The organism is Paenalicyclobacillus macrosporangiidus, assembly GCF_900116805.1.
Classification (GTDB): Bacteria; Bacillota; Bacilli; order Alicyclobacillales; family Alicyclobacillaceae; genus Alicyclobacillus_H; species Alicyclobacillus_H macrosporangiidus.
Genome location: NZ_FPBV01000003.1, coordinates 54,273 through 79,961 on the forward strand (window position 1 = coordinate 54,273; position 25,689 = coordinate 79,961).

Sequence of the window (25,689 nt, forward strand, 5' to 3'; positions counted from 1 at the left end):
ATCTCCCCAAATGGCTGTGATGCATCATGCATTCAAAAACACCATCGCCGCCTGCGCGTAGATGCGCGTCGTCTCCACCAGCTCGCCGACGTCGACGTATTCGTCCACGTGGTGCGGGATGTGCCGGTTCCCGGCCCCTGTGGTGACAATCGGTACACCAGCCATATGCAGGAAAGTGCCATCCGTCGCGCCGGGGACCCCGTTGTACACGGGCTCCCGCCCCGTCACCGCCCGGTACGACTCGGCCACCGCCTGCACCACCGGATGATGGCGATCCGTCTCCGTCCAGGGCCGCTCCTCAATCACCTCGAGCTCCGCGCGAAAGTCCGGATCGCTGCGGCCGAGGCACGCCAGGATGTCCTCCATCTGCCGGCGCAGCACCGCGTGATCCTGCCCCGGCACCGTGCGGATGTCGAGGGTCGCCAGACACTGGTCGGGCACCACGTTGATCTGGGCCTCCCCGTACACCGGCGCCTGGAGGATGGTGGGCGTGATGCTCGGCCAGCCGAGCATCGGGTGTTCGCCGACCCGGGCCTTTTCCAGGTGCTCCAGTTCTTCCAGGGCGACGAGGATTCGGGCCATGCGCGTGTTCGGGTTCACCCCCGTCAGCGGCATCGCCCCGTGCGCCATTCGCCCGTGCGTCCGCACGATGGCGCGCATCGCCCCCTTCTGGGTGATGCAGATCTGATTCTCCTCCGGCTCGCAGATGATGGCGCCGTCCACGCCCCGGGCCCAGCCGCGCCGGATGAAGTCCTTGATGCCAATCATCAGCCCCTCTTCGTCGCAGGGAATGCACAGGATCACCCGGCCCGAGAACGGAAGGCCGCTGCGCTGCATGGCCCGGACCGCGCAGATGGCAGCCGCCAGGTTGCCTTTCGTGTCGCACGCCCCGCGGCCGTAGATCCGGCCGTCGACCAGCGCGCCGCCGAATGGATCATAGCTCCAACGTGACACGTCGCCCGCCGTCACCACGTCGGTGTGCCCCTCGAACAACAGGGTCCTGCCGGGCCGCCCCGAGTCGTATACCCCAATCACGTTGGGCCTGCCCGACACCACGTCCTCGACCTGCACCGACAGCCCCATCTGGCGCAGGACGTCCGCCACGTAGGCCGCCACCCGCTGCTCGTTCGCCCCCTCGCGCGCCGGGTCGTACACGCTCGGGATCCGCACCAGCGCCTGGGTCAGCGACACCACTTCCGCCTCGTCCACATACCGGGCCACGTCGTCCGCCGACACGGTCGCACCTCCTGCTCTTCTTCAGTTGAACAATCCGAAATCCACACTTACGGACGCGCACCGGTGTGTCACATAAGTCGGTTTGTCAGGAATTCCGACTTATCACCCCAATTTGGTGCAATCGGCCTAATGAATCGAAGGGTTTTAGCAGAGGTTCCGGACAATCTTGCTCGGGGGCTCCCTGCCCAACCTCCCGCAAGCCGAGATTTCTGACTATCCGACTGGGGGCTTCTGCCGCAAGCCGAGTTTTCTGACTATCTACGCGGAGGTTCCCTCCCTAAACCGAGATCCCTGACTATCGCTCAGAGCTGCTCCCTCCGTAAGCCGAGATCTCTGACTATCGCACTATTATGCAGGCCGGGAGCCCGCCCGCCGGCCGCGCCGCCCGCACCGCGCGGACGACCGCCTCCGCCAACACCTCTGCGGCCACCGCCCCGACGACGTCGACCGGCACCTCCGCGCCACCCGTGGCCAAGGCGAACACGGTGTCCCCGTCGTACATCGTGTGCACCGGGCGGATGGTGCGCGCCAGCCCGTCGTGCGCCATCTGCGCGACCTTCTGGGCCTGCGCCTTGGTCAGCCGGACGTTCGCGGCCACCACCGCGATGGTGGTGTTCGTCCCGGGCGTGAGCGGCGTGTGCACCTGGCGCACCAGGAGATCCACGCTGTCCCAGTACCCGCCGCCGTCCGCCCGCGGGCCGGCGATGAGCGCGCCGGTCGCCGGGTCGCGCACCTCGCCGACGGCGTTGACCGCCACCAGCGCACCGACCACCGTCCCGTCCGGCAGCGTCCGCGCCGCCGTCCCCAGCCCGCTCTTGACGGCTCTGCCAGGGCCGGCCAACTTGCCGACGGTCGCACCGCAGCCGGCGCCGACGTTCCCCTCGGCGCCCGCCCCGGCCGTCTCCCATCCGGCCGCCCGGGCCCCCGGCACGGGCGCGGCGTCCTCTGCCCCCTCCGGCCAGCCCCCCTCGTCCGGCCGCGGAACCTCAGCCGCCTGCTCCGGTGCGCCGTCCCGTCCGTCTTCGCCTGCCCAGGCCCGCCACGCGGTTTCCGCCGCCCACCGGCCCGCGGTCGCGTCTGGGCGCACGCGGCCGTCGCCGACGGCGAGATCGAACAGGACCGCGGCCGGGACAATCGGCACGACGCCGACCCCCACGTCGAGGCCCACGCCCCGCTCCTCGAGAAACCGCATGACGCCGCTCGCCGCGTCTAGACCGAACGCACTGCCCCCGGAGAGCACCACCGCGTGCACCGCCTGGACCAGGTTGTGCGGCGCGAGGAGATCCGTCTCCCGGGTGCCGGGGGCGGACCCGCGGATGTCGACGCCGCACACGGCCCCGCGGGGGGTGAGCACGACCGTGCAGCCGGTGAGCGCTTGCGGGTGATGCGCGTGGCCGACGGCGAGCCCGGGCACCGCCCCAATGCCAAAGGGGCGGGCCGCCCCTTGCGGTGTGCCGCCCGCCCCCATCTCACACGCCCTCCCCGGCGTCGTCCGCGTCGTCGTCCGACAGTTTCGATTTTCGCCCGCTACCCAGGCGCATCCAGGCCCCGACGACCGCGAGCGTGACAATCACCGACACGATGGCTTCCGGCAACCCGTTGACGACGGCCACCGTCACCGCGGCACCGAACGCCAGGTAGTGGCGCAGCACCGCCATGAGGAGCACGAGGATGGTGTTCGTCGCCGATCCCACGAATCCGGCGACACCGATGGCCAGGTACGGGTTGGCCCGCTTCAGCGCCCGGTAGGTGAAATACGCCGTGACGCCGATGAACAGGCGCGGCAGGATGGCGACCAGCGGGTCCTTGAACAGGACCGATGTGGCGTTGAGAAACGAGGATAAACCGAAGATCAGGCCGATGGCCATCCCGACCGGCCAGCCCTCCATGATGCCGCCGATGACCGCGGGAATGTGCATGATGGTCGCGTTCCCCGCCGCGGTCGGAACGGGGATGTACCCGAGGCGCGTCACGCCGAGCAGGATAGCGATGGCGCCCAAGACGCCGGAGATGACGACTTTTCTCACCGTGATCCCTTTTTCCAAAGGCAACCCCTCCTTGGGTTGGCGATGGCCGGTTCAAAACGGCCTACACCGTGACGGATGAACTGCACAGGCTGCGCCGCACCGTCAGCGAATCCACAAAAACAAGGCCGAGATCGCCAGGCTCGCCGCGAGCATCGCCCAGTCCCGCGGCTTCGCGCGGTAGCGTTTGAAGGAGGTGCGGTCTTCCGTCGGCGTGTAGCAGCGCGACTCCATGGCCAGCACCAGGTCCTCCGCCCGCGCCAGCGCGATGTTGAACAGCGGAATGATGATGGGGAACGTGTCCTTTGTCCGCTGCACGATGCGCCACCACTGCCCCGTCCCGAACTCCGCGCCGCGCGATGCCTGCGCCTTCATCATTTTCTCCATCTCCAGCGCGAAGGTGGGCACGAACCGCACCGCGATGGTGATCATCAGGGCGAACGCGTGCACCGGGAAGCGCACGTGCCGCAGCGGCATCAGCAACCGCTCGAGCCCGTGGGTCAGCTCCGTGATGGACGTTGACAGCGTCAGCACGGACGACAGGAAGATCACCTCGACGAACCGCATCGCCGAGACCACCACCAGGCGCACACTGTCGCTGGTCACCCAGATGAACCCCCAGTGCAGGTATACCCGCCCGCCTGCGCCGAACCCGGCGCCATAGAACAGCAGTTGCAGCACCGCCAGCAGGATGATGAACGGGATGGCGGGCTTGACACCCGACAGTCCGTAGCGCAGCGGGATGCGCGCCACGGAGAAGAGGAGTGTGCAGAAGACGAGCGCCACCACGTTCGCCAGATAGCCGCCGAGAAAGCAGATGGACAGCACCAGTGCGGAAAAGGCCACCAGTTTCAGGCGCGGATCGAACCGGTGCACGACGGATCCGGTGGGCAGGTACTGGCCGATGGTCATGTTGCGGGTCAACTCAAACTCCGCCACGGGCGGTCTCCCCCCTCTTCGCCCCGACCACGCCGAGGATTTCCCGCGCCGCCGCATCCGGCTCGAACGCCCTGGTGTCGACCGCGTAACCGAGCGCGCGCAGGCGATGCAGGATCTCCACCGTCTCCGGGGTGCCGATGCGGTGCTCCGCCAGGCGGTCGGCATCCGCGAAGATGTCGCGCGGCGACCCGGACAGCACCACCCGCCCCTCGGCCATCACGTACACCCGGTCCGCCAGGAGCGCCACCTCGTCCATGTTGTGGGAGACGAACACCACCGTCAGCCCCTCTTGCCGGTTCAGATGCCGGATGCGCGCGAGCAGGTCGTGCCGGGAGCGCGGATCAAGCCCGGCCGTCGGCTCGTCGAGCACCAGGACCTTCGGCTGCAGCACCAGGATCCCCGCCAGGGCCACCTTGCGCTTCTCACCGCCGCTCAAGGCGAAGGTCTCGCGGTCCTTGAATTCGGCGAAGGGCAGTCCCACCATCTCCATCGCCCACCGGGCCCGCCGCCTGACCTCCTGAATGGACAAACCCTGCTTCAACGGTCCGTAGGCGATGTCGTCCCCGACCAGCTTCTCGAAGATCTGATCTTCCGGATTTTGAAACACGAGCCCCACCGTGCGCCGGAGCGCCCGCACGTCCAATTTGGGATCGGACAGGTCCTGGCCGGCGACCACCACGCGCCCGGCCTGAGGGCGCAGCAGGCCGTTGAAGTGCTGAATGAGCGTCGATTTGCCCGATCCGGTCCGTCCGATGACGGCCACGCACTCGCCCTCCGCGACCTCCAGGTCGACCCCGGCGAGCGCTTGGTGCTCGAACGGCGTGCCGCGCATGTACACGTGCTGCAGGCCCTCCACCGTCAACAGTGGCGTCGCCACCGCCTCACCCCCTTCGCGGCGCCAGCCGCTGCACTTCCTCCACCACTTCCGACGCCAGAATCCGGTCCTCCCGAAAGTCCGGCCGCGCCGCATGCACCAGGGCCGCGACGCGGGCGGCGCCCGGCACATCGAGCTGCAATTCCAGCAGCCGATCCCGCTGCCGGAACACCTCCCGCGGCGTCCCCTCCATCACCACCCGGCCCGCCTCCATCACCAGGACGCGGTCGGCCAAGGCCACCTCCTGCATGTGGTGCGTGATGGATACGATGGCGATCCCCTCTCCGTGCAGCCGCCGGATGACCTCCATCAACTCTTGGCGTCCATAGCTGTCCAGCATGCTCGTCGCCTCGTCGAGCACGATGCAGCGCGGCCGCATGGCGAGGACGCCGGCGATGGCCACCCGCTGTTTCTGCCCGCCGGAGAGTTGATGGGGCGGCCGGTGGCGGTACGCCTCCATGCCCACCATCCGCAGCGCCTCATCCACGCGCCGGTGCATCTCCTCCTCCGGCACCCCCAGGTTCTCCAGCCCGAACGCCACGTCGTCCTCGACGATGGTGGCCACCATCTGATTGTCCGGATGCTGGAAGACCATCCCGACCCGCTTGCGGATCTCCCGCAGCAGCCGCCTGTCCCGGGTGTTCATGCCGTCGACGAGGACGTCTCCCGCGTCGGGGACGAGCAGGCCGTTGAGGTGCTTGGCAAGCGTCGATTTGCCCGAGCCGTTGTGGCCGATGACGGCCACGTGCTCCCCCGCACGGACCTCGAAGGACACGTCGTGCAGCACCGGGATGGACTTCCCCTCGCGCACCCGGTACGAGAACGAGACGCGCTGGACCCGGATCAGCGGATCGCCCGCACGGTTCATACGCAGCGGCCTCCGTCCACCTCCAGGTCGACCCCGGTGATGAGCGATGCCTCTTCGGAAGCCAGGAACAGCGCCGCGCGGGCGATGTCCAGCGGCTGCGCCAGGCGGCCGAGGGGGATGGTCTTCAGGAAGTTCTGGCGGCCCGCCTCCGCATCACCGCCGCCGATGAACCCGGGCAGCATCGGGGTGTCCGTCGCCACCGGATTGATGGCGTTGACCCGGATGCCGAACGGAGCGAGCTCCAGCGCCAGCGCCTTCGTGAAGGCGATGACCGCGCCCTTGGTCGCCGAATACACGTTCAGCCCCGGCCGCGGCCGCACCCCCGCCGTGGAGGCGGTCGCCAGAATGACGCCCGATCCCTGCCGCTTCATGTGCGGGACCACCGCCCGCGAGCCGAGGAACACACCCTTGACGTTGACGGCCATCAACCGCTCGAAGTATTCGTCGGTCACCTCTTCAATCGGTGTGAACGCCTGGGGCAGGCCAGCGTTGTTGTAGATCACGTCGATCCGCCCGTACCGCGCCGCCACCCCGTCAACCATCGCCTGTACCTGCGCCGCGTCCGTCACGTCGACCGGCGCGAACTCGGCCCGGCCGCCGGCCGCCCGGATGGCCGCCGCCACCTCTTCGCCGGGCGACGCCGGCAGATCGGCCACCACCACGGCGGCGCCCTCCTGTGCGAACAGCTCCGCCGTCCCCTTGCCGATGCCCGATGCGGCTCCCGTGATGATGGCCACTTTGTCCTTCAAACGCATGCGGCACGCTCCTTCCTGTGTGTGCATATCACGTCCGCCCGGCCGAATCAAGTCAGATCCACAATCATGACGCGCAGGTCGGTCATCTCCTCGATGGCGTAGCGCGGCCCCTCCTTGCCGAGGCCGCTCGCCTTGACACCGCCGTACGGAGCCAGATCGGACCGGAAGGTGGACGTGTCATTGACAATCACGCCGCCGAACTCCAGCTCCCGCCACGCCTTCATGGCCCGCTCCAGCGACCGGGTGAAGATGGCGGCGTGCAGTCCGTACGGCGTCCCGTTGGCCAGGGTGATGGCCTCGTCCAGCGTGTCGAAGGGGACGAGTACCGCCACGGGGGCGAACACCTCCTGACAGTACACCCGAAGACCCGGGTCCACGTCGGTCAGCAGGGTGGGATACACGAACGCCCCCTCCCGCCGGTGGCCGCACAGCACCCGGGCCCCGGCCTGGACGGCCTCGTCGATCCAGGCCATGGCGCGCAACGCTTCGCGCTCGCTGATCATCGGGCCGACGTCTGTCTCTGGATCGCGCGGATCGCCCACTTTGAGGCGTTCCACGACCTGGAGCAGGCGTGGCACAAAGTCATCCCAACACGCCCGCTCGACGAGGATCCGCTGGACCGAGATGCACGCCTGCCCCGCCGCCGTGAAGGCGCGCTGCCCGCACAACCGGGCGGCCCGGTCGAGATCCGCGTCGGCGCAGACGATGTTCGGCGAGGTATTGCCGAGTTCCAGCAACACCGGCCGCAGCCCGGTCCCGGTCTTCACCCGCTCGCCGACGGCGGCGCTGCCGGTGAAGGTGTACATCCGGATGCCGGGATGGTGCAGCAGGGCGTTGCCGGTCTCCGCGCCGCCCTGGACGAGCTGGACGTGATCCTGCGGCAGTCCGCAGGCCTGCAATCCCTCCACGAGCAGCGCGGTGCTGAACGGCGTGTTCGGCGCCGGCTTGATGACGATGGTGTTGCCCGCCGCGATGGCCGGAGCAATCTTGTGCATCGCCAGCAAAAACGGATAGTTGAACGGTGTGATGGCCCCGATGACGCCCTTCGGGACGCGCATCGCGAAGCCCATCTTGCCCTCCGCGCCCGGGATGGACGACACGGGCAGGACCTCGCCGCCGATGCGCTTGGCCTCCTCGGCGCTCAGCAGGCACGCCTGGTACGCGCGCGCCACCTCGACTTTCGTGTCCTGGTAGGTCTTGCCGACCTCCGCGATGAGCAACCGGATGATCTCCGCCTCGCGGGCCTTCACCCACTCGCTGAACCGGTGCAAAATCTCGTAGCGTTCGAATGGCGACAGCTGCCGCTGGCGAAACGACCGCTCCGCCGCCGCCACGGCTAGGTCGACCTCCGCCGCGGTCGCCTCCCGGATGACCCCCATCGCCGCGCCGGTGTACTTGTCGTACACCACGGTCGCCCCGCCTTCCCGCCAGCGCCCGTCGATGAACGTCGACGGCCTCGTCCAGCGGACGGGCGTCTGTTCATGTGTCGTCGCTTCCAAAGCGCCACTCCCTCCTCTGGCCGTGCGACGGCGCCCCAGGGCGTCGTCTGTCCCCATTATAACAGGCCCATCCCAATCTTCAGATACTGTTCGGTCGGCTCGCCTGACCCCCGGGCACAGCGTCACCGTGAGGTCACCCCACCGGCGCCACACACAGGCGCCCCGCGTGTCAATGGCGTGCGCATTGACTTTCCGTGACGGGGAGATTAGAATTCATGTGTTGAAAATGTTTAGAGGTTAAAATGATACGATCCGAGGACGGGAGGCACACGGATGGCGGAGCATACCCCAACTCCATCGCGCACGGGGCAATCGGCTGCACCCCAACACGTGGGGCCGGTGTTGGCGACCCTCCTCCTGGGGGCGTTCGTGACCATTCTCAATCAGACCCTGCTCAACGTTGCAATCCCGCGCCTGATGATTGACTTCAACGAGAGCGCCAGCACGGTGCAATGGTTGTCGACCGCGTACATGATGACCAACGGCATCCTCATCCCCGTTTCGGCCTTCCTCATCGCCACATTCACCACGCGCCAGCTGTTCATCAGCGCGATGGCGGCGTTCACGGCCGGATCGGTGATCTGTTCCCTCGCGCCGAACTTCGCGGTGATGCTGATCGGGCGCATCATCCAGGCCTTCGGCGCGGGCGTCATCATGCCCTTGCTGATGACGGTGGTGCTCAATCTGTTCCCGCCGGAGCGGCGTGGCGGTGCGATGGGGACCATCGGCATCGCGATGATCTTCGCACCCGCGGTGGGACCGACGCTCTCCGGTTGGCTCATCGAGAACTGGTCGTGGCGGCTGTTGTTCTGGGTGGTCATTCCGTTCGCCGTCCTCGACATCATCCTGGCCGCCTTGCTGCTGCGCAACGTGACGGAGCGGTCGCGCCCGCGGTTCGATTGGTTGGGATTCATCACCTCGACCATCGCCTTCGGCGCCCTGCTGTACGGGTTCAGCGACGCTGGCAACAAGGGCTGGGGAGATCCGGCGGTGCGCACATCCCTCATCGCCGGCGCCGTTGCGCTCGTTCTGTTCATCTGGCGGGAGTGGACGGCGGAAGAGCCGATGCTCGAGCTGCGCGTATTCAAATACGACATGTTCTCCCTGACGACCGTCGTGTCGTGCGTGGTCAACATCGCCATGTTCGGCGCGATGATCCTGCTGCCCATCTACGTCCAGAACATCCGCGGCTTCACGCCGCTCCAATCCGGCTTGCTGCTGATGCCGGGGGCCATCGTCATGGGCATCATGTCGCCCATCACGGGGAAATTGTTCGATCGCATCGGCGCCCGCCCGCTCGTCCTCTTCGGCCTGATCATCACCGTCGTGACGACGTACGATTTCGCGCATCTGACGGGCAGCACGTCGTACACGCATCTGATGTGGCTGTACACGGCGCGCATGTTCGGCATGTCGTTCATTATGATGACCATCATGACGGCCGGACTCAACCAGTTGCCGCGCCAGTTCAACGCCCACGGCACGGCGGCGGCCAACACCGCCCGGACCGTGGCGGGCTCTCTCGGCACGGCCATCCTGGTCACCGTCATGAGCACGCGGACGCACGTGCACTACGGCATGTACGCGGACCGCATGAACATCACGGACCCCGCGTTGAGCGCGACCTTGCAGCAGTTCGGCAGCGCGCTCGCCAGCCAGCTCGGCCAAACCGCGCAGGCTGGGCAGGCCCTCGTGTCACAGATGATGTACGGGCTCGTCATGCAGCAGTCGACCATCGACGCCACCAACGACGCGTTCCTGGTCGCCACGGCCATCACCGTGCTCGCACTGGTGCTGTCGTTCTTCATCCGCCGGGTCCGCCCGGCGGACTCCGCGGCCGGCCAACCGGCGGCGCGTTCGGGCGCGCGTCCGCCAGTGCCGGCGGGATCGCCGCGCAAACCCGAACCGGCCCCGGCCGAGTAATGGGCGTCGCAACAGAGAGGCGGGGGATATCCCCCGCCTCTTCGCCATCTTGGGGGCGGATTGACGCGCCCAGATTTTTGTGTTTCTATCTACATAGAAAATCTACGTATTGAGCTGGTGGAGGATGGGGACCGGGATGAACGAGATGATGAAAGGCTACATCGACGCCATCCTGCTGTCGGTCATCGCCGAGCGGGAGTCGTACGGCTACGAGATCGCCCGAGTGGTGGATGAACGCACCGGCGGTGCCCTGCGGTTGAAGGAGGGGACGTTGTATCCGGCGCTCCGGCGTCTGGAGGCGTCGGGATGGCTGGAGAGCGGATGGGGCCGCGAGGGCGACGGGCCGCGCCGCCGCTACTACCGCATCACCCCGCGCGGACGCGCGGCGTTGGCGCGGATGCGGGAGCGGTGGCGGGAGAACACGCGGGTGATTGGGCGCTTTCTGGGGGAGGTGCAGGGAGGATGAACCCTGGCGGCGAGATGGATGCATACTTGCGGCGGTTGGTTCGTGGCGCCGGCCTGAGCCGGCGTGAGCAGTTGGATTGGGTGGCGGAGATGCGCACGCACCTGGAAGAGGACATCCACACCCGCATGGAGACGGGGGCCGCCTACGAGGAGGCGCTCGCGGCCGCCCTTCGGTCGTTCGGGCCGGCCAAGCGGCTCCGCCGGCGGATCGCCCGCGAGACGTTCGGCGCCACCCGGGCCACCCTGTTCGCGGGGGCGGCTAGTTTCTTCCTCCTCTTCCTGGCCAGCCTCTGGATGCTGCACACAGGCGCGGCCGCCGGCACGGGGGCAGGACTCGCCACAGTCTTTGGGGGCGACGCCGCCACGGCGGGGCCGGACACCCCGCCCGGCATGGGCGCGGGGATGTGGGGGCGGCGGTTCCTGATCCTGCTGTCACCCTCGCTCATGCTGTCGCTGTGCGTCGCCTGCCTGTGGTGCTTGAAGACCCGAAGCCGGCGGGATAGGATGGCCATCGGCCTGGTCATCGCCACCTTCGCGGCCCTGTGGCTGATGCAGCGCGCCACGCACCGCTGGGGCGTGGGCGCCATGCTCACCTTCTACGGCGTGCGGCCGGTGACGTTAGCGGAGCCCGCGTTCGCGGCGGGGTGCCTCCTGCTTCTCGTCATGAGCCTCGCGGTGTACGCCACCACCCGCAACCGTTGGCTCGCGGTCTTCCCCGCCGCCCTGTCTCTCGCGCTGGGCAGTTGGGCGCCGCTGCGCGACCTGGTCCAGTCGGCCCTTTGGCAGTGGACGGGCGATCCCGCACTGTGGGGCAAGCACAACCCGTTCTCCGGGGTCGGCGGGATCCAGTTCGCGCTGACCGTGGCCGCGCGGCTCTTGGTCGCCGTCCTGGTGTTGGGCGGCAGCCGGTGGGTGGACCGCATCGGTCGGTGGGGACAGCGGGATCGTCAACAGACGTGAGCCGGGCGGACGGTCCAGCCGGCTGGGCAGGAATTCCGGGATGGATTTCGAATACGGATTGGCGGAAGGATCCCGGTTTGCAAGGGGTGTCGCGGGCGTGCCGGTCCATCGGACGGATCCACAACCGAATTGGCCTTTGGTATGGCGGCGGCTCCACGCACAGGACGCGGAGGCCTGGGTAGACCTGCTTCACCGGGCGTACGCCGCCAACCTGGCCGCCGGCTTCAACTTCTCGGCGGCCACCCTGACCATCGCCGAGGCGCTGTCCTGTTTGAACCATCACCAGGTGTACGGCGGAGAACATGACGGCCGCCTGTGCGCCACATTCACCCTGCGTCACGATGAGGAAGGTTGGCATCTGAATTTCTACGCGGTCGATCCCCGCCTCCAGGGCCAGGGCATCGGGCGCCTGACGATGCGGCGGGCGGAAGAGACCGCGCGGGCCATCGGCGTGACGACGCTGCTGCTCGACACCCCGGAGACTCATCCGTGGTTGGTCTCGTTCTACCTCCGGGAAGGCTACCAGGTGTACGGCCGCACCCACTGGCCGGGAAAACGGTACGACTCCCTGCTGTTCCGCAAAAACCTCACGGAGAGCCGTCTGCCACATGCCTGACCCCTGCGTCCGCCACGACGCGCCCAGGAACGAGGGGCGATTTCCATTCGCCGGTAAGCACCAGGTGCGAAATGTAGGTTACAATAGGGAATGGAATCAAGCGCTTGCGAAAGAAGGCGTATCCTGTGAAGGCCAGGGACATCATGATCCACTCCGTCATCAAGGCGCACGTCGACGATGACGTGAAGTCGGTCCTGCGCAAGTTTGTCGAGCACGGCATCGGTGGGATGCCGATTGTCGACGACGCCAACCGTGTCGTCGGCTACATCAGCGACGGCGACGTGATGCGCGCCTTTAGCCGCCATTACAGCCGCTTCCGCACTATCGACACCGGGTATTACGTCGTCTCGTTTTTCGTCGGGATCGAGGCGGAGAGCGACGAGGAAGACGCCGACTTCCGGGCGCACTTCCAGGAGTTCTGCCGCAAGAAGGCCATCGATGCCGGGGTGCGCAAAGCCATCTGCGTCCAGGAAGACGACGGGCTCGAGACCGTGGCGAGGATTTTGAGCGAGCGAAAGATCAAAAAGGTGCCGGTGATCCGCGACGGCACGCTCGTCGGCATCATCAGCCGAGGCGACGTGATCCGCCAGGTCGTGCATCGCTTCATGGAGCACTGAAGCGCGTGCGGAAACCCGGCCGGACCCAACCTCCTCTTACCGCAGAAAGGATGGAGAGCCCCTAGATGACCGTCAGAACCCCCGTTGTCGTCACCGGCTACGGCGCCGTCACGCCGTTTGGCGCCGGCGTCGAACCGTTTTGGAAGGCGCTGATGGACGGCCGGTCCGCCGTCCGGACGACCGAGGACGAAACCCTCCGCCAGTGGCTGCCCGTCGCGGCCATGGTGCGGGAGTTCAACCCCGCCGACCATCTCCCGAAGAAGCTCGTCAACGACACCGATCGATTCACCCAACTGGCCCTGGTGGCCGTCGCGGAAGCCCTCCGGCACGCTGGCCTGGAAGGCGCCGGCCCAGGCGGTGAGGGCGGCGGACTGTGGCCGGGATTGGACCGTGATCGCACCGGTATCGCGGTCGGCACCGCCTTCGGCGGGGTGCAATCGCTGGAACAGGGCGCCCGGCGCCTGGCCTCCGGCGCCACCCGCCTCAGTCCGCGCGTGGTCCCGAAGTCGATTCCGAACGCGGCGGCGGCCGCCATCGCCATGCGCTACGGGGTGCGTGGCCCCGTCATGACGTACGTCACCGCCTGCGCCTCGTCCGCCAACGCCATCGGCGAGGCATGGCATTGGCTGCAGTTGGGCGAGTGCGACGTCGTGATCGCCGGCGGCACCGAGTGCCTGTTCACCCCGACCCTGGTCGCCGGACTGCGCGCCGCCGGAGCGGTCGCGACCACCGGTCCGGACGATCCAGCCGCCTGGTCCCGCCCGTTCGACGTCAACCGAGCCGGCATGGTGATGGGCGAAGGCGCTGCCTTCCTCGTGCTCGAGACGCGCGATCACGCCGTCCGCCGCAACGCGCCCATCCTGGCGGAGCTCATCGGCTACGGGGCGTCCAACGACGCCTACCACGAGACCGCGCCGCACCCGGAGGGCAGCGGCGCCGCCCTGGCGATGCGGCGCGCGCTGCGATCGGCCGGGCTGGCGCCCACGGACATCGACTACATCAACGCCCACGCCACGGCCACCGTCGCGGGGGACGCCGCGGAGTCGCGCGCCTTGCGGGAGGTGTTCGGCGAGCACCTGGACCGCATCCCGGTCAGCTCCATCAAAGGCGCGGTCGGCCACCTGCTCGGCACCGCGGGGGCCATCGAGAGCATCGCCTGCATCGAAGCGCTGCGGACCGGCTGGCTGCCGCCGACGTTGAACTGCGACGAGCGCGATCCGGTCGCGCCGCCCGACGTCATCCCCAACCACGCCCGCGCGCAGCGCGTGAGGCGCGTCCTCAGCAACTCCTTCGGCTTCGGCGGCCAGAACGGGGTGTTGGTGTGGCAGGCTGCGGAGGCAGAGTGAGGCGGAATCCACCCAGGCTGGACGCCTGGGTGGACGGCCATCCGATGCCCGGGTGCTCTGGTGCTCAGGCCCGGTCCCGGTCCGGCATCCTTGCGATAACGAACAAATTGTTCTTCTGCCGCCGGACTCATGAACGGATAGCGACAGGTTTGTATTTATGCCTTTGACGCCGTGCCATTGTAGCGACGGTTTTTGATTTATCAAGGCAGATCAAGGCCGCCGTTGACCTCCGGCGGCCTTGATAAATCAAGTTTTTTACCCTAATCCATCGGCCTCGTTCAAGTTAAGGCCGAAATGATTTGTATGGTCCTGTGCCGACCATGCGATACGATAAAATTTGTCGTTATCACCGCACAGCCCACCGCACCGGACCGCACAGCCCACCGCACCGGACCGCACGTCCCACGCACCGCACGGCCCCCGCTCCGTCCGCCGCACGCCCCCGCACCCCGGCGCACCGGGCGGCGCCGTACCGCGGCGGGCCGCATCACCGCTTTTGCGGCAGCACGCCCTCCGCCGCCAGCTTCTCCTGAATCATCCGCCGCAGCACGTACTTCTGGATCTTGCCGCTCGGGGTACGCGGGAACTCCCGCACCACCTCCAGGCGCTCCGGCCAGTCCTGCTGGCGGATCCCCCGTTCGCGCAGGAATTCGCGCATCCGGTCGATGGTGAACGGCTTCGCCCCCGGCCGCAGGCTGACGAAGGCGCAACCGCGCTCGCCCTCGTCCGGATCGGGAGAGGGCATCGCCACCACCTGGGCCACCGCGATGTCCGGATGCTCGTGCAGCACGTCCTCCAGCAGCGTCACCGGCACCTGCTCGCCGCGCCGGCGGATGATGTCGCTGCTGCGGCCGGCCAGCTTGATGTAGCCGTCCTCGTCGAGAATGGCGCGATCCCCCGTCTTGAACCAGTCGCCGACAAACTGGTTGCGCGTCATGTCGATGTTCTTCAGGTAGCCGACGAACATCGCCGGCCCGCGGCACCACAGATCGCCCTCGACCCCCGGCGGGCACGGCCGCCCCGCGTCGTCCACCACCAACAACTCCATCCCCGGGAACGGGTAGCCGGAGGTCTGCGTCAGCTTCTCCTCCGTGTCGTTCAAGGACGTCAGCGTCACCAGCCCGTTCTCCGACTGGCCCCAGCCGGCCAAAATGCTGCCCGGCAGCCGCCCTGCCGCCTCCTTGACGAGCGCCGGGGGCACCGGCGCGCCCGCCGTGACGAACGCCCGGAAGGCGCTGAGATCCCGCTTTTCCATTCCCTCCACGTGCACGGCGTCGTACAGGTAGGGGGTGGCGGCCATCGTGATGGATACCCCTTTGTGCTCGATGGCGTCGAGGAACTCTATCGGGTTCCAGACGTCCTGGTAGATGGCCGTGCAGCCCACGTGCACCTGGATGCGGGCACCGTACAGAAAGCCCGTCTGGTGGGCAAACGTCGACGCCATGAACACCACGTCGTCCGGCGTCATCTTCAGCCGCTCAACGAAGTACTCCGTCGAGGTGCAGAGCGAGTTGTGCGTGTGCATGACCCCCTTCGGTTCGCCCGTGGTGCCCGAGGTGAAGACGATTTCCGTGACGTCGTTCGGATCGATCACGATGTCGTCCAAAACCCTCGGATCCCGCATCTGTTCCCACGGCTTCCCGAGCAACTCCGCGAAGGGCCGCATGCCCGCAGGCACGCGGTCGCCGACGACGAACACCGTCTCCAGCGCCGGCCACTCGGGCCGCAGCCGCTCCACCATCGCCGGGTAGTCGAAGCCCGCGAATTCGTCCGGGATCACGAGCACCTTCGCCTCCGCCATGCGGACCATGTACGCAATCTCGCGATCCCGGTAGATGGGGATCAGCGGGTTGCTGATGGCCCCGAGCCGGGTGACCGCGAAGTGCAGAATCACGAACTCGTTCCAGTTGGGCAGCTGGAACGACACCACATCCCCCGGCCCGACGCCGTACGCCATCAGGCCGAGGGCGACGCGGTCCACCGCCGCCGCCAGCTCCCGAAACGTGTAGCGCCCCTTTCGGTCCTCAATCGCCACCTTGTCCGGCACCCTGTCCACACACGCCCGGAGATAGTCGAGGATGGTCTTGTTCGGCCAAACGTCGCGGTACTTCTCCACGTACTCCGGCGTCAGCATCGTCTCCAAACCCATGTCCATCGACCTCCTTCCCAATGTGTGGCGCGCGCCCTCGGTCAGGGGGTGATCAGCGTCAACCCGCCATCCACCCGGATGGTCTGGCCGCGGATCATCTCGGCCTCGGGAGAGCACAGGAACAGCGCCAGATTCGCGACGTCATCCGCCGTCACCATCCGGTGGTACGGAAGGCGCTCCTCCATCTGCCGCCACGTCTTGTCGATCTCCGGAAAGTGCTCCAACGCCCCGGTCTGTACGCCGCCCGCCGAGATGGCGTTGACGTTGATGCGCTGCGGCGCCAGTTCCACCGCGAAGTAGCGGACCATCGACTCGATGGCCGCCTTGGTCGCACCGACCGAGGTATAGTAGGGGAACACCCGGTCGGCGCCGAGGGAGGACAATGCCAGCATCGCACCGCCCTCCGGCATCAGGCGGGCGGCGCGCTGCGCGCCCAGCAGGAAGGCGCGGGCGTTGACGTTGACCGTCCACTCCCAACCCTTGAGGTCCAGATCCATGGCCTTCCGGTTGCGGCCCGATGCGGCGTTGTGGACGTACACGTCCAGGCGGCCGAAATGCTGTTCAATCTCGTCGAAGAGCTGGTGCACCTTCTCCGCCTCGGCCAGATTCGCCTTGACGACCAGCGCGTCCGCCCCCAGGGCGCGCGCCGCCTGCGCCGTCTCCCGCGCCTGTTCGCCGTTGCGGAAGTAGTGGATCACCACGTCCGCGCCTTCCTCCGCGAAGCGCAGCGCCATCTGCCGCCCGATGCCGCGGGAACTGCCGGTGACGAGCACCACCTTGCCCTCATACCGCCGGTTCCGGTTCATCGCCGTCCCCCCTCTCGCACCAAGCACTCAGTTCCCGCCGCTTGACGGTCCCCGCCGCCGTCTTCGGCAGCGCCTCAAACAACCGCAGGCCGTCGGGCAGTTCATACTTGGCGAGCCCCTGATTCGCCAGAAAGTCGCGCAGTTCCGCCAGGGACAGGGACGCCCCTTCACGCGTCACCACGCACGCCACCGTGCGCCGGCCGAGGACGCGGTCCGGAATCCCGACGACCCCCGCCTCCACGACCGCCGGGTGCTGCAAGAGGGCGGATTCGACGACCTTCGGATCGATCTTGGTCCCGCCCCGGTTGATGATGTCGTCCGCCCGGCCGCAGTAGACGAACCGGCCCTCGGCGTCCTGGCGAAAAAGGTCCCCCGAGTGGAACCACCCCTGTGCGTCCCAACGCTCGGCGGCCACTTCCGGCTGGCGGTAGTAGCCGGCGCAGAAGCTCGGCCCCCGGCTCCACATTTCGCCGACCTCTCCCGGTTGGACCGGCCGACCGTCCTCGTCGACCAAAACCACCTCGATCCCCGGGATGACGCGGCCGACCGTGGTGCTGGCGGCTTCAATCGGATCGTCCGGCCGCGTCGCGCACGCCAAGAGCCCCTCGCTCCAGCCGAACAGGGCACCGACCTTCCACCCGGTGTCCTGCTGCAGTTGGCGCAAGATATCGTTCGACACGGGCGCACCCGCGTAGAAGAACATCGCCACCGAAGAGATGTCGGCATCCCGCAGGCCAGGAGCTTGGGCGACGTGCACCAGATGCGGCGGCGCCCCGACGAGAAAACGGGGCCGCTCCTCCGCCACCCAGCGCAACGCCCGGGCGGCCGAAAAGCGGTCCATGAGGAGGACGCGGCCGCCGCTGACCAGCGGCATCACCACCCCGAGGAGCATCCCGGTCTGGTGGTACACCGGCGCCAGCGTCAGCATGCCGTCGCCCGGACGAAGGCCGAACAGCTCCGCGTAGGTGCGCACCGCCCACAAGTAGTTGGCGTGCAGGTGGACAATGCCGCGCGGGGCCCCCGTCGTGCCAGCCGAGAACACCATGATGAACGGATCGAGCGGCCCCGGCCGAAGCGCCTGCGCCTCCTCGCCGAGCCGGCCCCCCGCGTCCCGCAGCGCGGCAAACGACGCGCAGCCGGCGGGGACGGCAGCGGGGTCTTCCGCGGACACCACCACGTGCTGCAGGTCCGGCAGTTCGCGCCGCAACGCCACCGCCGTCTCCGCCAGCGGCTGGCCCAGGTGGGTTGCCGCCACCAGCCACACCGACGCGCCCGCCTGCAGGAGGCTCTGGCGGAGCGCTTCGCGTCCGAGATCGGCCTGCAGCAGCGCCGCGACGGCCCCGATGCGGGTGATGCCCCACAGTGCCACGAGGTAGTCGAGGGAGCTGCCCATCTGCAGGGCGACCACGTCCCCCTTGCCGACGCCGAGCGCCCGCAGACCCGCTGCGACCGACTCCGCCTCCTGCCACAATTGCACCTGCGTGGCCCGGCGCCGATCGTCCCGGTGCACCAGGTCCGGCTGAAGCTCAGCCTGCCGCTCCAGGACGTCGGGAAAGGCTTCCTGCCTCCAGATCCCCTGGTCCAGGTACGCCTGGGCCCGTTCGGGCGTCAGCACCATGCCCGGAAACCGTTGCACCGTCCTCCCCCCTCAGCCGCGGGTCGCCCGCACGATGTAGTCCACGACGGCGCGGATGGTCGTCAACCCTGCCAGTTCCTCGTCCGGGATCTCCACGCCGAACTCGTCCTCGAACGCGACCACCAGCTCCGTGATGTCCAGCGAGTCCGCGCCGAGATCCTCGGCGAACCGGGCATCCGGAGAGAGCTTGTCCCAGTGCTCGGGCAACTGGTCGGCCACCAGTTTGTAGACACGATTCAGAATTTCGGATTCGTCGAGGGTCGGCAGATTGCCCACGGTTGTCTCTCCTCTCTTCTCTCTGAAGTCTGTGCCTCCCGGACAAAAGATTATCACGGTGTCCTATGAGGAAGCAAAGATTCCGACTCCCGAAACATCGAGGAATGCCTTCTGCTGCGGCCTGGATGGAGGTGGACACCGACGTGCAGTGGCCCGCCCCCGTTACGGAGCGGGCCACACAGCGGTTGACGCGCACCCCTGCGCACGCTCTGGCGCCCCCCCTGCACACGACCTCGCGTACCCCTGCGCACGACCTGGCGTACACGCCAGCCCTCCGGAAGCGGCTTGCCCGGCGGGGCCGCTGCAACGGGTCAGGCCCCCTGCCGGACCCAGCGCACAATCTGCTCCGGCCGGATGGGCAGGTCCGTCACGAACACCCCAAAGGGCGCCAAGGCGTCCGAAACCGCGTTGGCGATGGCGCCCGGCGCGCCGATGAGCGAGCCCTCGCCCATCCCCTTGAACCCGCCCTCGGCGGCCGACGGCGTCTCCAGGTGCTCAATCCGCATGCGCGGGACGTCCGTGCTCGACGGCAGGAGATAGTCCATCAGAGAGGTGGTGACCAATTGGCCGTTCCCGTCGTAACGCAGTTCCTCCAACAGGGCGCTGCCGATGCCCTGGGCGACGCCGCCGTGGATCTGCCCTTCGACAATCATCGGGTTGATGAGCTTGCCGCAGTCGTTGACCACGACGTAGTCGAGGACGCGGACGAAGCCCGTCTTCACGTCCACCTCGACCACCGCCAGGTGGATTCCGTTGGAGTAGGTCGCCGCCATCGGCGGGCGGTAGCGCACCAACACCTCGAGCCCGGGGGTCATCCCCTCCGGCAGCCGCCCGACATCCGTGTAGGCGATGCGCGCCAATTCGCGGATGGACAGCCCCCTCGCCGGCACGCCGGCCACCTGTGCCTTCCCCTCCGTGAGCTCGATGTCCTCCTCCGACGCCTCGAGCAGATGCGCCGCCAGCTTGACCAGCTTCGTCCGCAGCTCCTGCCCGGCGCGCACGGCGGCACCGCCGCCGATGGTGCCCGACCGGCTGCCGCCGGTGCCCCCGCCAAAGGGCGCGCTGTCCGTATCCCCGTGCAGCACCACCACGTCCTTGACGTCGACGCCCAGTTGATCGGCAATCAACTGCGCCATCGTAGTCTCGTGGCCCTGCCCAGTGGGCCCTAGGCCGAACGACGCGGTCACCGTGCCGTTGGGCTCGATGCGGACGCTCGCCGCCTCGTACGGGATGGACCCGGCCTCCGACTCGGCGAAGGCGGAGGGTTCGACAAAGCTGCACAACCCGATGCCCACGTAGCGGCCCTGCTTGCGCCACTCGGCTTGCTGGCGCCGCAAGCGCTCGTAGTCGACCAGGGCCAACGCACGTTCCAGAGATTCCCGGTACGATCCCGGATCGTACACGTTGCCGGTCGGCGTCTCGTACGGGAAGTCATCCGGGCCAATGAAGTTCACCCGCCGCACGTCCGCCGGGTCCATCTGCAGCTCGCGCGCGATGGCGTCGACGACGCCCTCGTGCACCTGCGCCCCGATGGGCCCCCCGACGCCCCGGTACGGACCGGTGGGCGCCTTGTTGGAAAACACGCAGTCGATGGTGATGGACACATACGGGATCTTATACGGGCCGGTCAACATGTCCGTGGCCCAGCCGGCCTCGCCGACCGCCCCCGCGAAGCCGAGGAACGGGTACGCACCGGTGTCGCCGAGGACGTGATCGCGCAGGGCTACGATGCGCCCGTCCTCCGTGAACGCCACCTCGACCTCATGCACCGCGTCGCGCGCATGGGCGTCCGTCAGCAGGCACTCCGTCCGGTCGCTGACCCACTTCACGGGCCGTCCCAGCCTCCGGGCCGCCTCCGCGACGACGACGTACTCCGGATAGAACATCGCCTTGATGCCGAATCCGCCGCCCACCTCCGGCACGACGACGCGCACAAGGTTCTCCGGCAGGCCGAGCACCCGGGCCAGTTGCGCGCGGAAGTTGTGTGGGGACTGGTGCGTGGCGTACACCGTCAGGCGCCCCGAGGCCGGATCCGGCATGGCGGCGCACCCGCGGGTTTCGAGCGGCACGCCCGTCTGGCGGTGGGTGGTGAAGGTCAACTTCAACTTGCGCGGCGCACCCGCAAACGCCTGCTGAAAACCGTCCGTCTCCTGCACCTTGTGGTAGAACCGGTTGGGCCGATCGGCGTGCACCCGCCGTGGCTCGTCCGTCATCGCGGCGCGCGTGTCGAGGACGGGCGGCAGCGGATCGTACTTCACCTGGACGAGCTCGGCCGCGTCCTCCGCGGTGTACCGGTCCTCGGCGATAACGGCCACCACCAGCTCCCCGACGTGGCGCACCTCGTCCCTGGCAAGGACCGGCTGCTGCACCGGATACGCCGAATTGACGAGGGTGATGGGAATATCCGCGAACGTCCACACCGCCTTGACGCCCGGCACCCGCAGGGCCGCCGAGGTGTCGATGGAGAGAATCCGCGCCGCCGCCCGGTTGGACCGGACGAACGCCATCTCGAGCATGCCGGGAGCCGCGATGTCATCGAGATACCGCGCCTGCCCGCGCAGCAGCCGGGCGTCCTCGATGCGCGTGACGCGCGCCCCGGTGAACCTCGGTTTGAGCATCTCCGCCGTCATGACCGTCCCTCCTTCGCGGCCGCCAGGACCGCGTCGACGATGAACTGGTACCCGGTGCAGCGGCACACGTTCCCGGAGAGGGCCTCGCGCACCTCTTCTTCCGTCGGATTCGGGCGATCCCGCAACAGCGCCGCCGCCGTCACCACCATGCCCGGCGTGCAGAACCCGCACTGCAGGGCGTGATGTTCCTGGAACGCTTCCTGCAGCGGGCTCAGCCCGTCCGCCGGGGTCAATCCCTCGATGGTGGTCACCTCATGCCCTTCGGCCTGCACCGCGAACATCAGGCAGCTGCGCTCCGGTTTGCCGTCGACGAGCACGGTGCAGGCGCCGCACACCCCCTGCTCGCAGCCCACGTGGGTGCCGGTCAACCCCAACTGGTGGCGCAGCACGTCCGAGAGCAGCCACCGCGGCTCCACGTCCAGCTCGTGCACCGCGCCGTTGACGTTCAACCGCACGCGCACCGTCGTCTTCGTCTGCACCTCGCTCATCATCCCCGCCTCCCCACAGCCTGTTGATACGCCCGCTCCGCCGCCAGGACCGCCAGGTGCCTGCGGTAGGGGGCGTCCTCACCGGGATCGAACGCTTCGACCAGGGCCGTGAAGGCCGCCTCGCGCGCCGCGGCGTCCTCCGGGAAGGTCAGCTCGCAACGCTCCGGGCCGCCGCTGACGCCAAACCAAGTGACGGCGCCCGCCCCGCCCTCGCTCACCTCGGCGAAGGCGCCGGCCAGCGCGAAATCCCCCCGCCTCCGGGCGAACTCGGCGAATCCGAACGCCCGTCCTTCGCTTCTCGGCACGTGCACGGCCACCAGCAGCTCGTCCGGCTGCAGGTCGGTCATCAGGTAGCCGAGGAAGAAGGATCGCGCCGGGACCTCCCGCACCCCGTGCACGCTCGCCAACTCGAAAGTGGCGTCGAGGGCGACCATCGCCGCCGGCAGCTCGGCCGCCGGATCGGCGTGTGCGAGCGATCCGCCGAGGGTGCCGCGGTTGCGGATGGCCCAGTGCCCCACGTGGCTCGCCGCCTCCGCCAGCACCGGGTGGACCTCGCGGATCAGGGGATGATCGCTCAGCACCTGGTGCCGCACCAGGGCGCCGATGCGGATACCGGCATCCGTCGTCTCCACCCGGTCCAACCCTTCGACATCATTGATGTCCACCAACGCCCCTGGCCGGCTCAAGCGAAAGTTCATCAGCGGGACGAGGCTCTGCCCGCCCGCCAGGACCTTGCAGTCCGGCTCGCTGTGCAAACGCTCCAGCGCCTCCTGCAGGGTTCGCGGCCGGTGATACGCAAAGGCAACGGGTTTCATGGCTCCCCCTCTTTCCATCACGCGTTTCTTGGGATGCGCGCTAGCGGGCCGCGCCTTCCCGCGCGAAGCGCAGGAGGGCCTCCGGCGAATCGCCCGCCACCAGGCGCTCCACATATGGCAGCGCGGCGCGCAGGGCGCGCGTGCGCGGCTCGAATCCAGGCGTGGCCGCGAGCGGATTCACCCAGTACACGACAGCCCCGCTCTGCCGCATCCGGCGCAGCCCTTCGGCCACCGCCTCCGGCTGGCCGCTGTCCCAGCCGTCGCTGATGACCATCACGGTCGTACCCCCGCCGAGCCACCGGGGACCGTACACCTTCAGCCACTGGTGCAGGGCTTCCCCGATGCTCGTGCCCCCCGCCCAGGGGCCCTCCAGCCCCGCCAGGGCCTGCAGCGCTCGTGGCAGGGGTTGACGAAGCACCGGCGTCGCGTCCAACAGTTCCGTCCCGAACGGGAATACCCCGGTCCGCGTCGAGGACTGCACCAGGCGGTGCAGCCAGGGCAGATACAGCGGCACATACGCGGACATCGATCCCGATACGTCCCACAGCACCACCAGACGGCCGGGTTGCACGAACCTCGGCCGGGCCGCAAAGCGCGGGCCCGGCCGGCCCCAGCGCGCCCACAGGCGGGCGGTACGCCGGGCGTCCAAGCCCCCGGTGCCCAGCGGCTGGATGGGCCGGCGGCTCGGCACCCACGGCACGAACGCCAACCGGCCCTTCACCTGCCCCGCCCATTCCGCCGCGCCCAGGCCGAATGCCTCGTCCAACCGCTGGCCGGGCTTTCGGCTCGCCGCCATGCCCCGCTCGCGCGTGCGCCGGTCCGCGGGCCCGTCCTCCGGCGCGCCGTCCGCCGCCCTGGCGTTCGGCCGCCAGCGGGCCTCCACCCGGGAGACCCCGGCCGCCTCCTCCCTGGTCAGTCAAGTCGATCCGCTTACCAAGTCGGACAACCGCCGCCGCACGGTTTCGAGATCGTACGCGTCCTTGACGACGCAGCCGAGGGTCCGGCCGGCCCACGCCTCGCCCCACTCGGCGCCGGGCGAGCGCGCGAACGCCCGCGCCCAGTCGATGGTCTCCGCGACACCCGGAGGTTTCATCAGCCCCCAGGTGCGCAGGGTCCGCACCGCCCGCACCAGCGGCTCCGCCCGTTCGGCGGGCAGGTCCGGGACGTGCAGCGAGACAATGCGCAGCTCCTCCTCAAGCTCCGGCCAGTCCACATGGCAATACAAGCATCTCCGGCGCAGCGCGTCCCCGAGCGGCCGCGTCCGGTTGGAGGTCAGCACGACCAGCGGCGGCCGCGCCGCCCGGACGGTCCCCCACTCGGGCACCGTGATTTGGTACTCTGCCAAAAACTCGAGCAACAGCGCCTCAAACGCCTCGTCCGCCCGGTCCACCTCGTCGATGAGCAGCACCGCCCCGGCCTCCGATTGCAGCGCCCGCATCAAGGGGCGCGGCAGGAGATACGGTTCGCTGAACACGTCGGCGTCCTCGCGCCGGGTGAGTTCGGCCAACTGCTTGTGGTAGTTCCAGTCGTACAGGGCGTGGGAGGCATCCATCCCCTCGAAGCACTGCAGGCGCACCAGTTCCCGCCCAAGCGCCTCCGCCAAGGCGCGGGCGAGGGAGGTCTTGCCGGAGCCCGCGGGCCCTTCCAGCAACAGGGGCCGCTCCAAGGCGAGGGCCAACTCCACCATGGTGCACAGCTCCGGCCCCGCCACGTAGCGCAGCGCCTCCAGGCGCTCGGCCCATGGGCGGCCGTCCGGCGGCGCCGCCGTCTGCACCCGCTCGGTCATCCGCCCACGACCCGCTGCGACTCTTTCACGAGCCCGTTGAAAAATTGGTTGATGAGAAAGCGCGCCACGCCCGAGAGCACGCGTTGCCCGACGCCCGCGACGACGCCGCCCACCTTCGCCTCGCCGTCATACGCCACCTGTGTGCCGCCCGTCGGCAGCTCGTTCAAACGGACCGTCACGTCGGCTTCCATGAAACCCATGGCACCCTCCCCGTTGACCTTCAGCCGGTACCGCTCGCCCGGCACCACATCGAGCATCTCCAGCGTCCCCTGGTAGCTGCCTTTGATGCCGGCGACGCCGACTTCCATCTCCGCCTCGTAGAGGCTGTCCGACTTCGCCTGCAGCGATTTCATCCCGGGCATCGCCTTGACGATGACGTCGGGATTGGTCAGCAGCTGAAATGTCTGGATGGGACCGGTCGGGAAGTCCTTCGTCCCCGCGATCTGCACTGGGCCACCTCCTCACCACACTCCAACATCCTATTCATAATTCCTCACGAAATACGAAAAATCCTGCTGGACGAGCCCTCAGGACGAGGGCTCGAAGTAGAGATGCTGGTGTTTGTTTGCAACCGGGATTGAACGCCGCGCCGCAGCGCGGACAGCGATACGCGCAGGTGAGGTACTCGGGGACCGTCATCTGGTGCCCGCACACGCCGCACAGCACCGCGGGCTCGCCGAAGCGGCGGCGGGGCCAGCGACGCGGCGCGTGTTCGGCCGCCGCGTCGTGGCACAGGTGGCACGGGTAGTAGGTGTCGCAGCAAGCAAAACGGAGGGCAATTACGTCAACCTCGGTGGCATAATGCGCACACCGCGTCTGCGGGTCCACCCCGACGCCACGGACGGGGACCCCATGCACCAGGACGGTCACCACCGGGTTCCGGGATTCGTGCGATCCCGCCCCGCCCGGGGCCGTGCCTGCTGCACCACCGGCGCTCACCGTTGGCGGGCGGACGGGTTCCGGATGGTCCGGATGCGCCAC

The 25,689-nt window shown here is 68.3% G+C and carries 25 protein-coding genes; 6 read left to right on the forward strand and 19 right to left on the reverse strand.

Annotated elements, in window-relative coordinates:
- Positions 1 to 24 precede the first annotated feature (24 nt).
- From BM357_RS03880 to BM357_RS03920, 8 genes are all read right to left on the reverse strand, one after another.
- Positions 25 to 1,236, reverse strand: a complete 1,212-nt coding sequence (locus tag BM357_RS03880) for a M20 family metallopeptidase (RefSeq protein ID WP_074949861.1) — start codon at positions 1,234 to 1,236, stop codon at positions 25 to 27.
- A 337-nt stretch (positions 1,237 to 1,573) separates the two neighbouring features.
- Positions 1,574 to 2,704 carry a P1 family peptidase gene (locus BM357_RS18900; protein WP_083430154.1) on the reverse strand — a complete coding sequence of 377 codons (1,131 nt, stop codon included), beginning with the start codon at positions 2,702 to 2,704 and terminating at the stop codon, positions 1,574 to 1,576.
- Between the two features lies 1 nt (position 2,705).
- Positions 2,706 to 3,281 carry an ECF transporter S component gene (locus BM357_RS03895; RefSeq protein ID WP_074949863.1) on the reverse strand — a complete coding sequence of 192 codons (576 nt, stop codon included), beginning with the start codon at positions 3,279 to 3,281 and terminating at the stop codon, positions 2,706 to 2,708.
- Between the two features lie 84 nt (positions 3,282 to 3,365).
- Positions 3,366 to 4,172, reverse strand: a complete 807-nt coding sequence (locus tag BM357_RS03900) for an energy-coupling factor transporter transmembrane component T family protein (RefSeq protein ID WP_245783834.1) — start codon at positions 4,170 to 4,172, stop codon at positions 3,366 to 3,368.
- 13 nt (positions 4,173 to 4,185) lie between these two features.
- Positions 4,186 to 5,076, reverse strand: a complete 891-nt coding sequence (locus tag BM357_RS03905; RefSeq protein ID WP_074949867.1) for an energy-coupling factor transporter ATPase — start codon at positions 5,074 to 5,076, stop codon at positions 4,186 to 4,188.
- 4 nt (positions 5,077 to 5,080) lie between these two features.
- The gene (locus tag BM357_RS03910) at positions 5,081 to 5,941 is read right to left on the reverse strand and encodes an energy-coupling factor transporter ATPase (RefSeq protein ID WP_074949869.1); all 861 of its coding nucleotides are present in this window, start codon (positions 5,939 to 5,941) and stop codon (positions 5,081 to 5,083) included.
- The gene (locus tag BM357_RS03915) at positions 5,938 to 6,696 is read right to left on the reverse strand and encodes a glucose 1-dehydrogenase (protein ID WP_074949871.1); all 759 of its coding nucleotides are present in this window, start codon (positions 6,694 to 6,696) and stop codon (positions 5,938 to 5,940) included. Before BM357_RS03915 ends, BM357_RS03910 begins: the two co-directional genes overlap by 4 nt.
- 47 nt (positions 6,697 to 6,743) lie before the next feature.
- Positions 6,744 to 8,195 carry an aldehyde dehydrogenase family protein gene (locus tag BM357_RS03920; RefSeq protein WP_074949873.1) on the reverse strand — a complete coding sequence of 484 codons (1,452 nt, stop codon included), beginning with the start codon at positions 8,193 to 8,195 and terminating at the stop codon, positions 6,744 to 6,746.
- Positions 8,196 to 8,468: 273 nt separating this feature from the next.
- On the opposite strand from BM357_RS03920, the gene BM357_RS03925 reads away from it, so the two are divergent.
- The 6 genes from BM357_RS03925 to BM357_RS03950 all read left to right on the forward strand — a co-directional run bounded on the left by BM357_RS03925 (position 8,469) and on the right by BM357_RS03950 (position 14,122).
- Positions 8,469 to 10,118 (forward strand): DHA2 family efflux MFS transporter permease subunit, encoded by a 1,650-nt coding sequence (locus BM357_RS03925; RefSeq protein WP_074949875.1) that lies wholly within the window; start codon positions 8,469 to 8,471, stop codon positions 10,116 to 10,118.
- Positions 10,119 to 10,254: 136 nt separating this feature from the next.
- Positions 10,255 to 10,584 (forward strand): PadR family transcriptional regulator, encoded by a 330-nt coding sequence (locus tag BM357_RS03930; RefSeq protein ID WP_083430157.1) that lies wholly within the window; start codon positions 10,255 to 10,257, stop codon positions 10,582 to 10,584.
- Entirely contained in the window at positions 10,581 to 11,543 is a 963-nt protein-coding gene (locus tag BM357_RS03935) for a permease prefix domain 1-containing protein (protein WP_074949879.1), read from the forward strand. Before BM357_RS03930 ends, BM357_RS03935 begins: the two co-directional genes overlap by 4 nt.
- A gap of 40 nt (positions 11,544 to 11,583) precedes the next feature.
- Positions 11,584 to 12,159, forward strand: coding sequence for a GNAT family N-acetyltransferase (locus tag BM357_RS03940; protein WP_074949881.1), 576 nt, complete (start codon positions 11,584 to 11,586; stop codon positions 12,157 to 12,159).
- A 125-nt stretch (positions 12,160 to 12,284) separates the two neighbouring features.
- Positions 12,285 to 12,776, forward strand: a complete 492-nt coding sequence (locus BM357_RS03945; protein WP_083430158.1) for a CBS domain-containing protein — start codon at positions 12,285 to 12,287, stop codon at positions 12,774 to 12,776.
- 65 nt (positions 12,777 to 12,841) lie between these two features.
- Positions 12,842 to 14,122, forward strand: coding sequence for a beta-ketoacyl-[acyl-carrier-protein] synthase family protein (locus tag BM357_RS03950; RefSeq protein WP_074949883.1), 1,281 nt, complete (start codon positions 12,842 to 12,844; stop codon positions 14,120 to 14,122).
- A 487-nt stretch (positions 14,123 to 14,609) separates the two neighbouring features.
- On the opposite strand, the gene BM357_RS03955 is transcribed toward BM357_RS03950, so the two are convergent.
- The 11 genes from BM357_RS03955 to BM357_RS04005 all read right to left on the reverse strand — a co-directional run bounded on the left by BM357_RS03955 (position 14,610) and on the right by BM357_RS04005 (position 25,689).
- Entirely contained in the window at positions 14,610 to 16,271 is a 1,662-nt protein-coding gene (locus BM357_RS03955; RefSeq protein ID WP_074949885.1) for an AMP-binding protein, read from the reverse strand.
- Positions 16,272 to 16,312: 41 nt separating this feature from the next.
- A complete protein-coding gene (gene fabL, locus BM357_RS03960) occupies positions 16,313 to 17,077 on the reverse strand; it encodes an enoyl-[acyl-carrier-protein] reductase FabL (protein WP_074949887.1) in 765 nt (254 codons plus the stop codon).
- Complete coding sequence (locus BM357_RS03965) at positions 17,055 to 18,713, reverse strand: class I adenylate-forming enzyme family protein (RefSeq protein WP_139234550.1); 1,659 nt, start codon at positions 18,711 to 18,713, stop codon at positions 17,055 to 17,057. Before BM357_RS03965 ends, fabL begins: the two co-directional genes overlap by 23 nt.
- A gap of 12 nt (positions 18,714 to 18,725) precedes the next feature.
- Positions 18,726 to 18,989, reverse strand: coding sequence for an acyl carrier protein (gene acpP / locus BM357_RS03970; RefSeq protein ID WP_342741593.1), 264 nt, complete (start codon positions 18,987 to 18,989; stop codon positions 18,726 to 18,728).
- A 311-nt stretch (positions 18,990 to 19,300) separates the two neighbouring features.
- Positions 19,301 to 21,619: a xanthine dehydrogenase family protein molybdopterin-binding subunit gene (locus tag BM357_RS03975; protein WP_074949889.1), complete on the reverse strand. Its 2,319-nt coding sequence runs from the start codon at positions 21,617 to 21,619 to the stop codon at positions 19,301 to 19,303.
- The gene (locus tag BM357_RS03980; RefSeq protein WP_074949891.1) at positions 21,616 to 22,107 is read right to left on the reverse strand and encodes a (2Fe-2S)-binding protein; all 492 of its coding nucleotides are present in this window, start codon (positions 22,105 to 22,107) and stop codon (positions 21,616 to 21,618) included. Before BM357_RS03980 ends, BM357_RS03975 begins: the two co-directional genes overlap by 4 nt.
- Positions 22,107 to 22,922, reverse strand: coding sequence for an FAD binding domain-containing protein (locus BM357_RS03985; RefSeq protein WP_074949892.1), 816 nt, complete (start codon positions 22,920 to 22,922; stop codon positions 22,107 to 22,109). Before BM357_RS03985 ends, BM357_RS03980 begins: the two co-directional genes overlap by 1 nt.
- 40 nt (positions 22,923 to 22,962) lie before the next feature.
- Positions 22,963 to 23,805, reverse strand: a complete 843-nt coding sequence (locus BM357_RS03990) for a VWA domain-containing protein (RefSeq protein WP_074949895.1) — start codon at positions 23,803 to 23,805, stop codon at positions 22,963 to 22,965.
- 33 nt (positions 23,806 to 23,838) lie between these two features.
- Positions 23,839 to 24,708, reverse strand: a complete 870-nt coding sequence (locus BM357_RS03995) for an AAA family ATPase (protein WP_083430159.1) — start codon at positions 24,706 to 24,708, stop codon at positions 23,839 to 23,841.
- Positions 24,705 to 25,157, reverse strand: coding sequence for an SRPBCC family protein (locus BM357_RS04000; protein ID WP_074949897.1), 453 nt, complete (start codon positions 25,155 to 25,157; stop codon positions 24,705 to 24,707). Before BM357_RS04000 ends, BM357_RS03995 begins: the two co-directional genes overlap by 4 nt.
- Before the next feature lie 34 nt (positions 25,158 to 25,191).
- Entirely contained in the window at positions 25,192 to 25,689 is a 498-nt protein-coding gene (locus BM357_RS04005; protein ID WP_342741594.1) for a CHY zinc finger protein, read from the reverse strand.

Coding starts and splice junctions, on each gene's coding strand:
- BM357_RS03985 (WP_074949892.1), bottom strand. CDS start 22,922: ATGAAACCCGTTGCCTTTGCGTATCACCGGCCGCGAACCCTGCAGGAG.
- BM357_RS03900 (WP_245783834.1), bottom strand. CDS start 4,172: ATGACCATCGGCCAGTACCTGCCCACCGGATCCGTCGTGCACCGGTTC.
- BM357_RS03950 (WP_074949883.1), top strand. CDS start 12,842: ATGACCGTCAGAACCCCCGTTGTCGTCACCGGCTACGGCGCCGTCACG.
- BM357_RS03940 (WP_074949881.1), top strand. CDS start 11,584: ATGGATTTCGAATACGGATTGGCGGAAGGATCCCGGTTTGCAAGGGGT.
- BM357_RS03955 (WP_074949885.1), bottom strand. CDS start 16,271: ATGGGTTTGGAGACGATGCTGACGCCGGAGTACGTGGAGAAGTACCGC.
- BM357_RS03975 (WP_074949889.1), bottom strand. CDS start 21,619: ATGACGGCGGAGATGCTCAAACCGAGGTTCACCGGGGCGCGCGTCACG.
- BM357_RS03910 (WP_074949869.1), bottom strand. CDS start 5,941: ATGAACCGTGCGGGCGATCCGCTGATCCGGGTCCAGCGCGTCTCGTTC.
- BM357_RS03980 (WP_074949891.1), bottom strand. CDS start 22,107: ATGAGCGAGGTGCAGACGAAGACGACGGTGCGCGTGCGGTTGAACGTC.
- BM357_RS03925 (WP_074949875.1), top strand. CDS start 8,469: ATGGCGGAGCATACCCCAACTCCATCGCGCACGGGGCAATCGGCTGCA.
- fabL (WP_074949887.1), bottom strand. CDS start 17,077: ATGAACCGGAACCGGCGGTATGAGGGCAAGGTGGTGCTCGTCACCGGC.
- BM357_RS03930 (WP_083430157.1), top strand. CDS start 10,255: ATGAACGAGATGATGAAAGGCTACATCGACGCCATCCTGCTGTCGGTC.
- BM357_RS03915 (WP_074949871.1), bottom strand. CDS start 6,696: ATGCGTTTGAAGGACAAAGTGGCCATCATCACGGGAGCCGCATCGGGC.
- BM357_RS03935 (WP_074949879.1), top strand. CDS start 10,581: ATGAACCCTGGCGGCGAGATGGATGCATACTTGCGGCGGTTGGTTCGT.
- BM357_RS03995 (WP_083430159.1), bottom strand. CDS start 24,708: ATGACCGAGCGGGTGCAGACGGCGGCGCCGCCGGACGGCCGCCCATGG.
- BM357_RS18900 (WP_083430154.1), bottom strand. CDS start 2,704: ATGGGGGCGGGCGGCACACCGCAAGGGGCGGCCCGCCCCTTTGGCATT.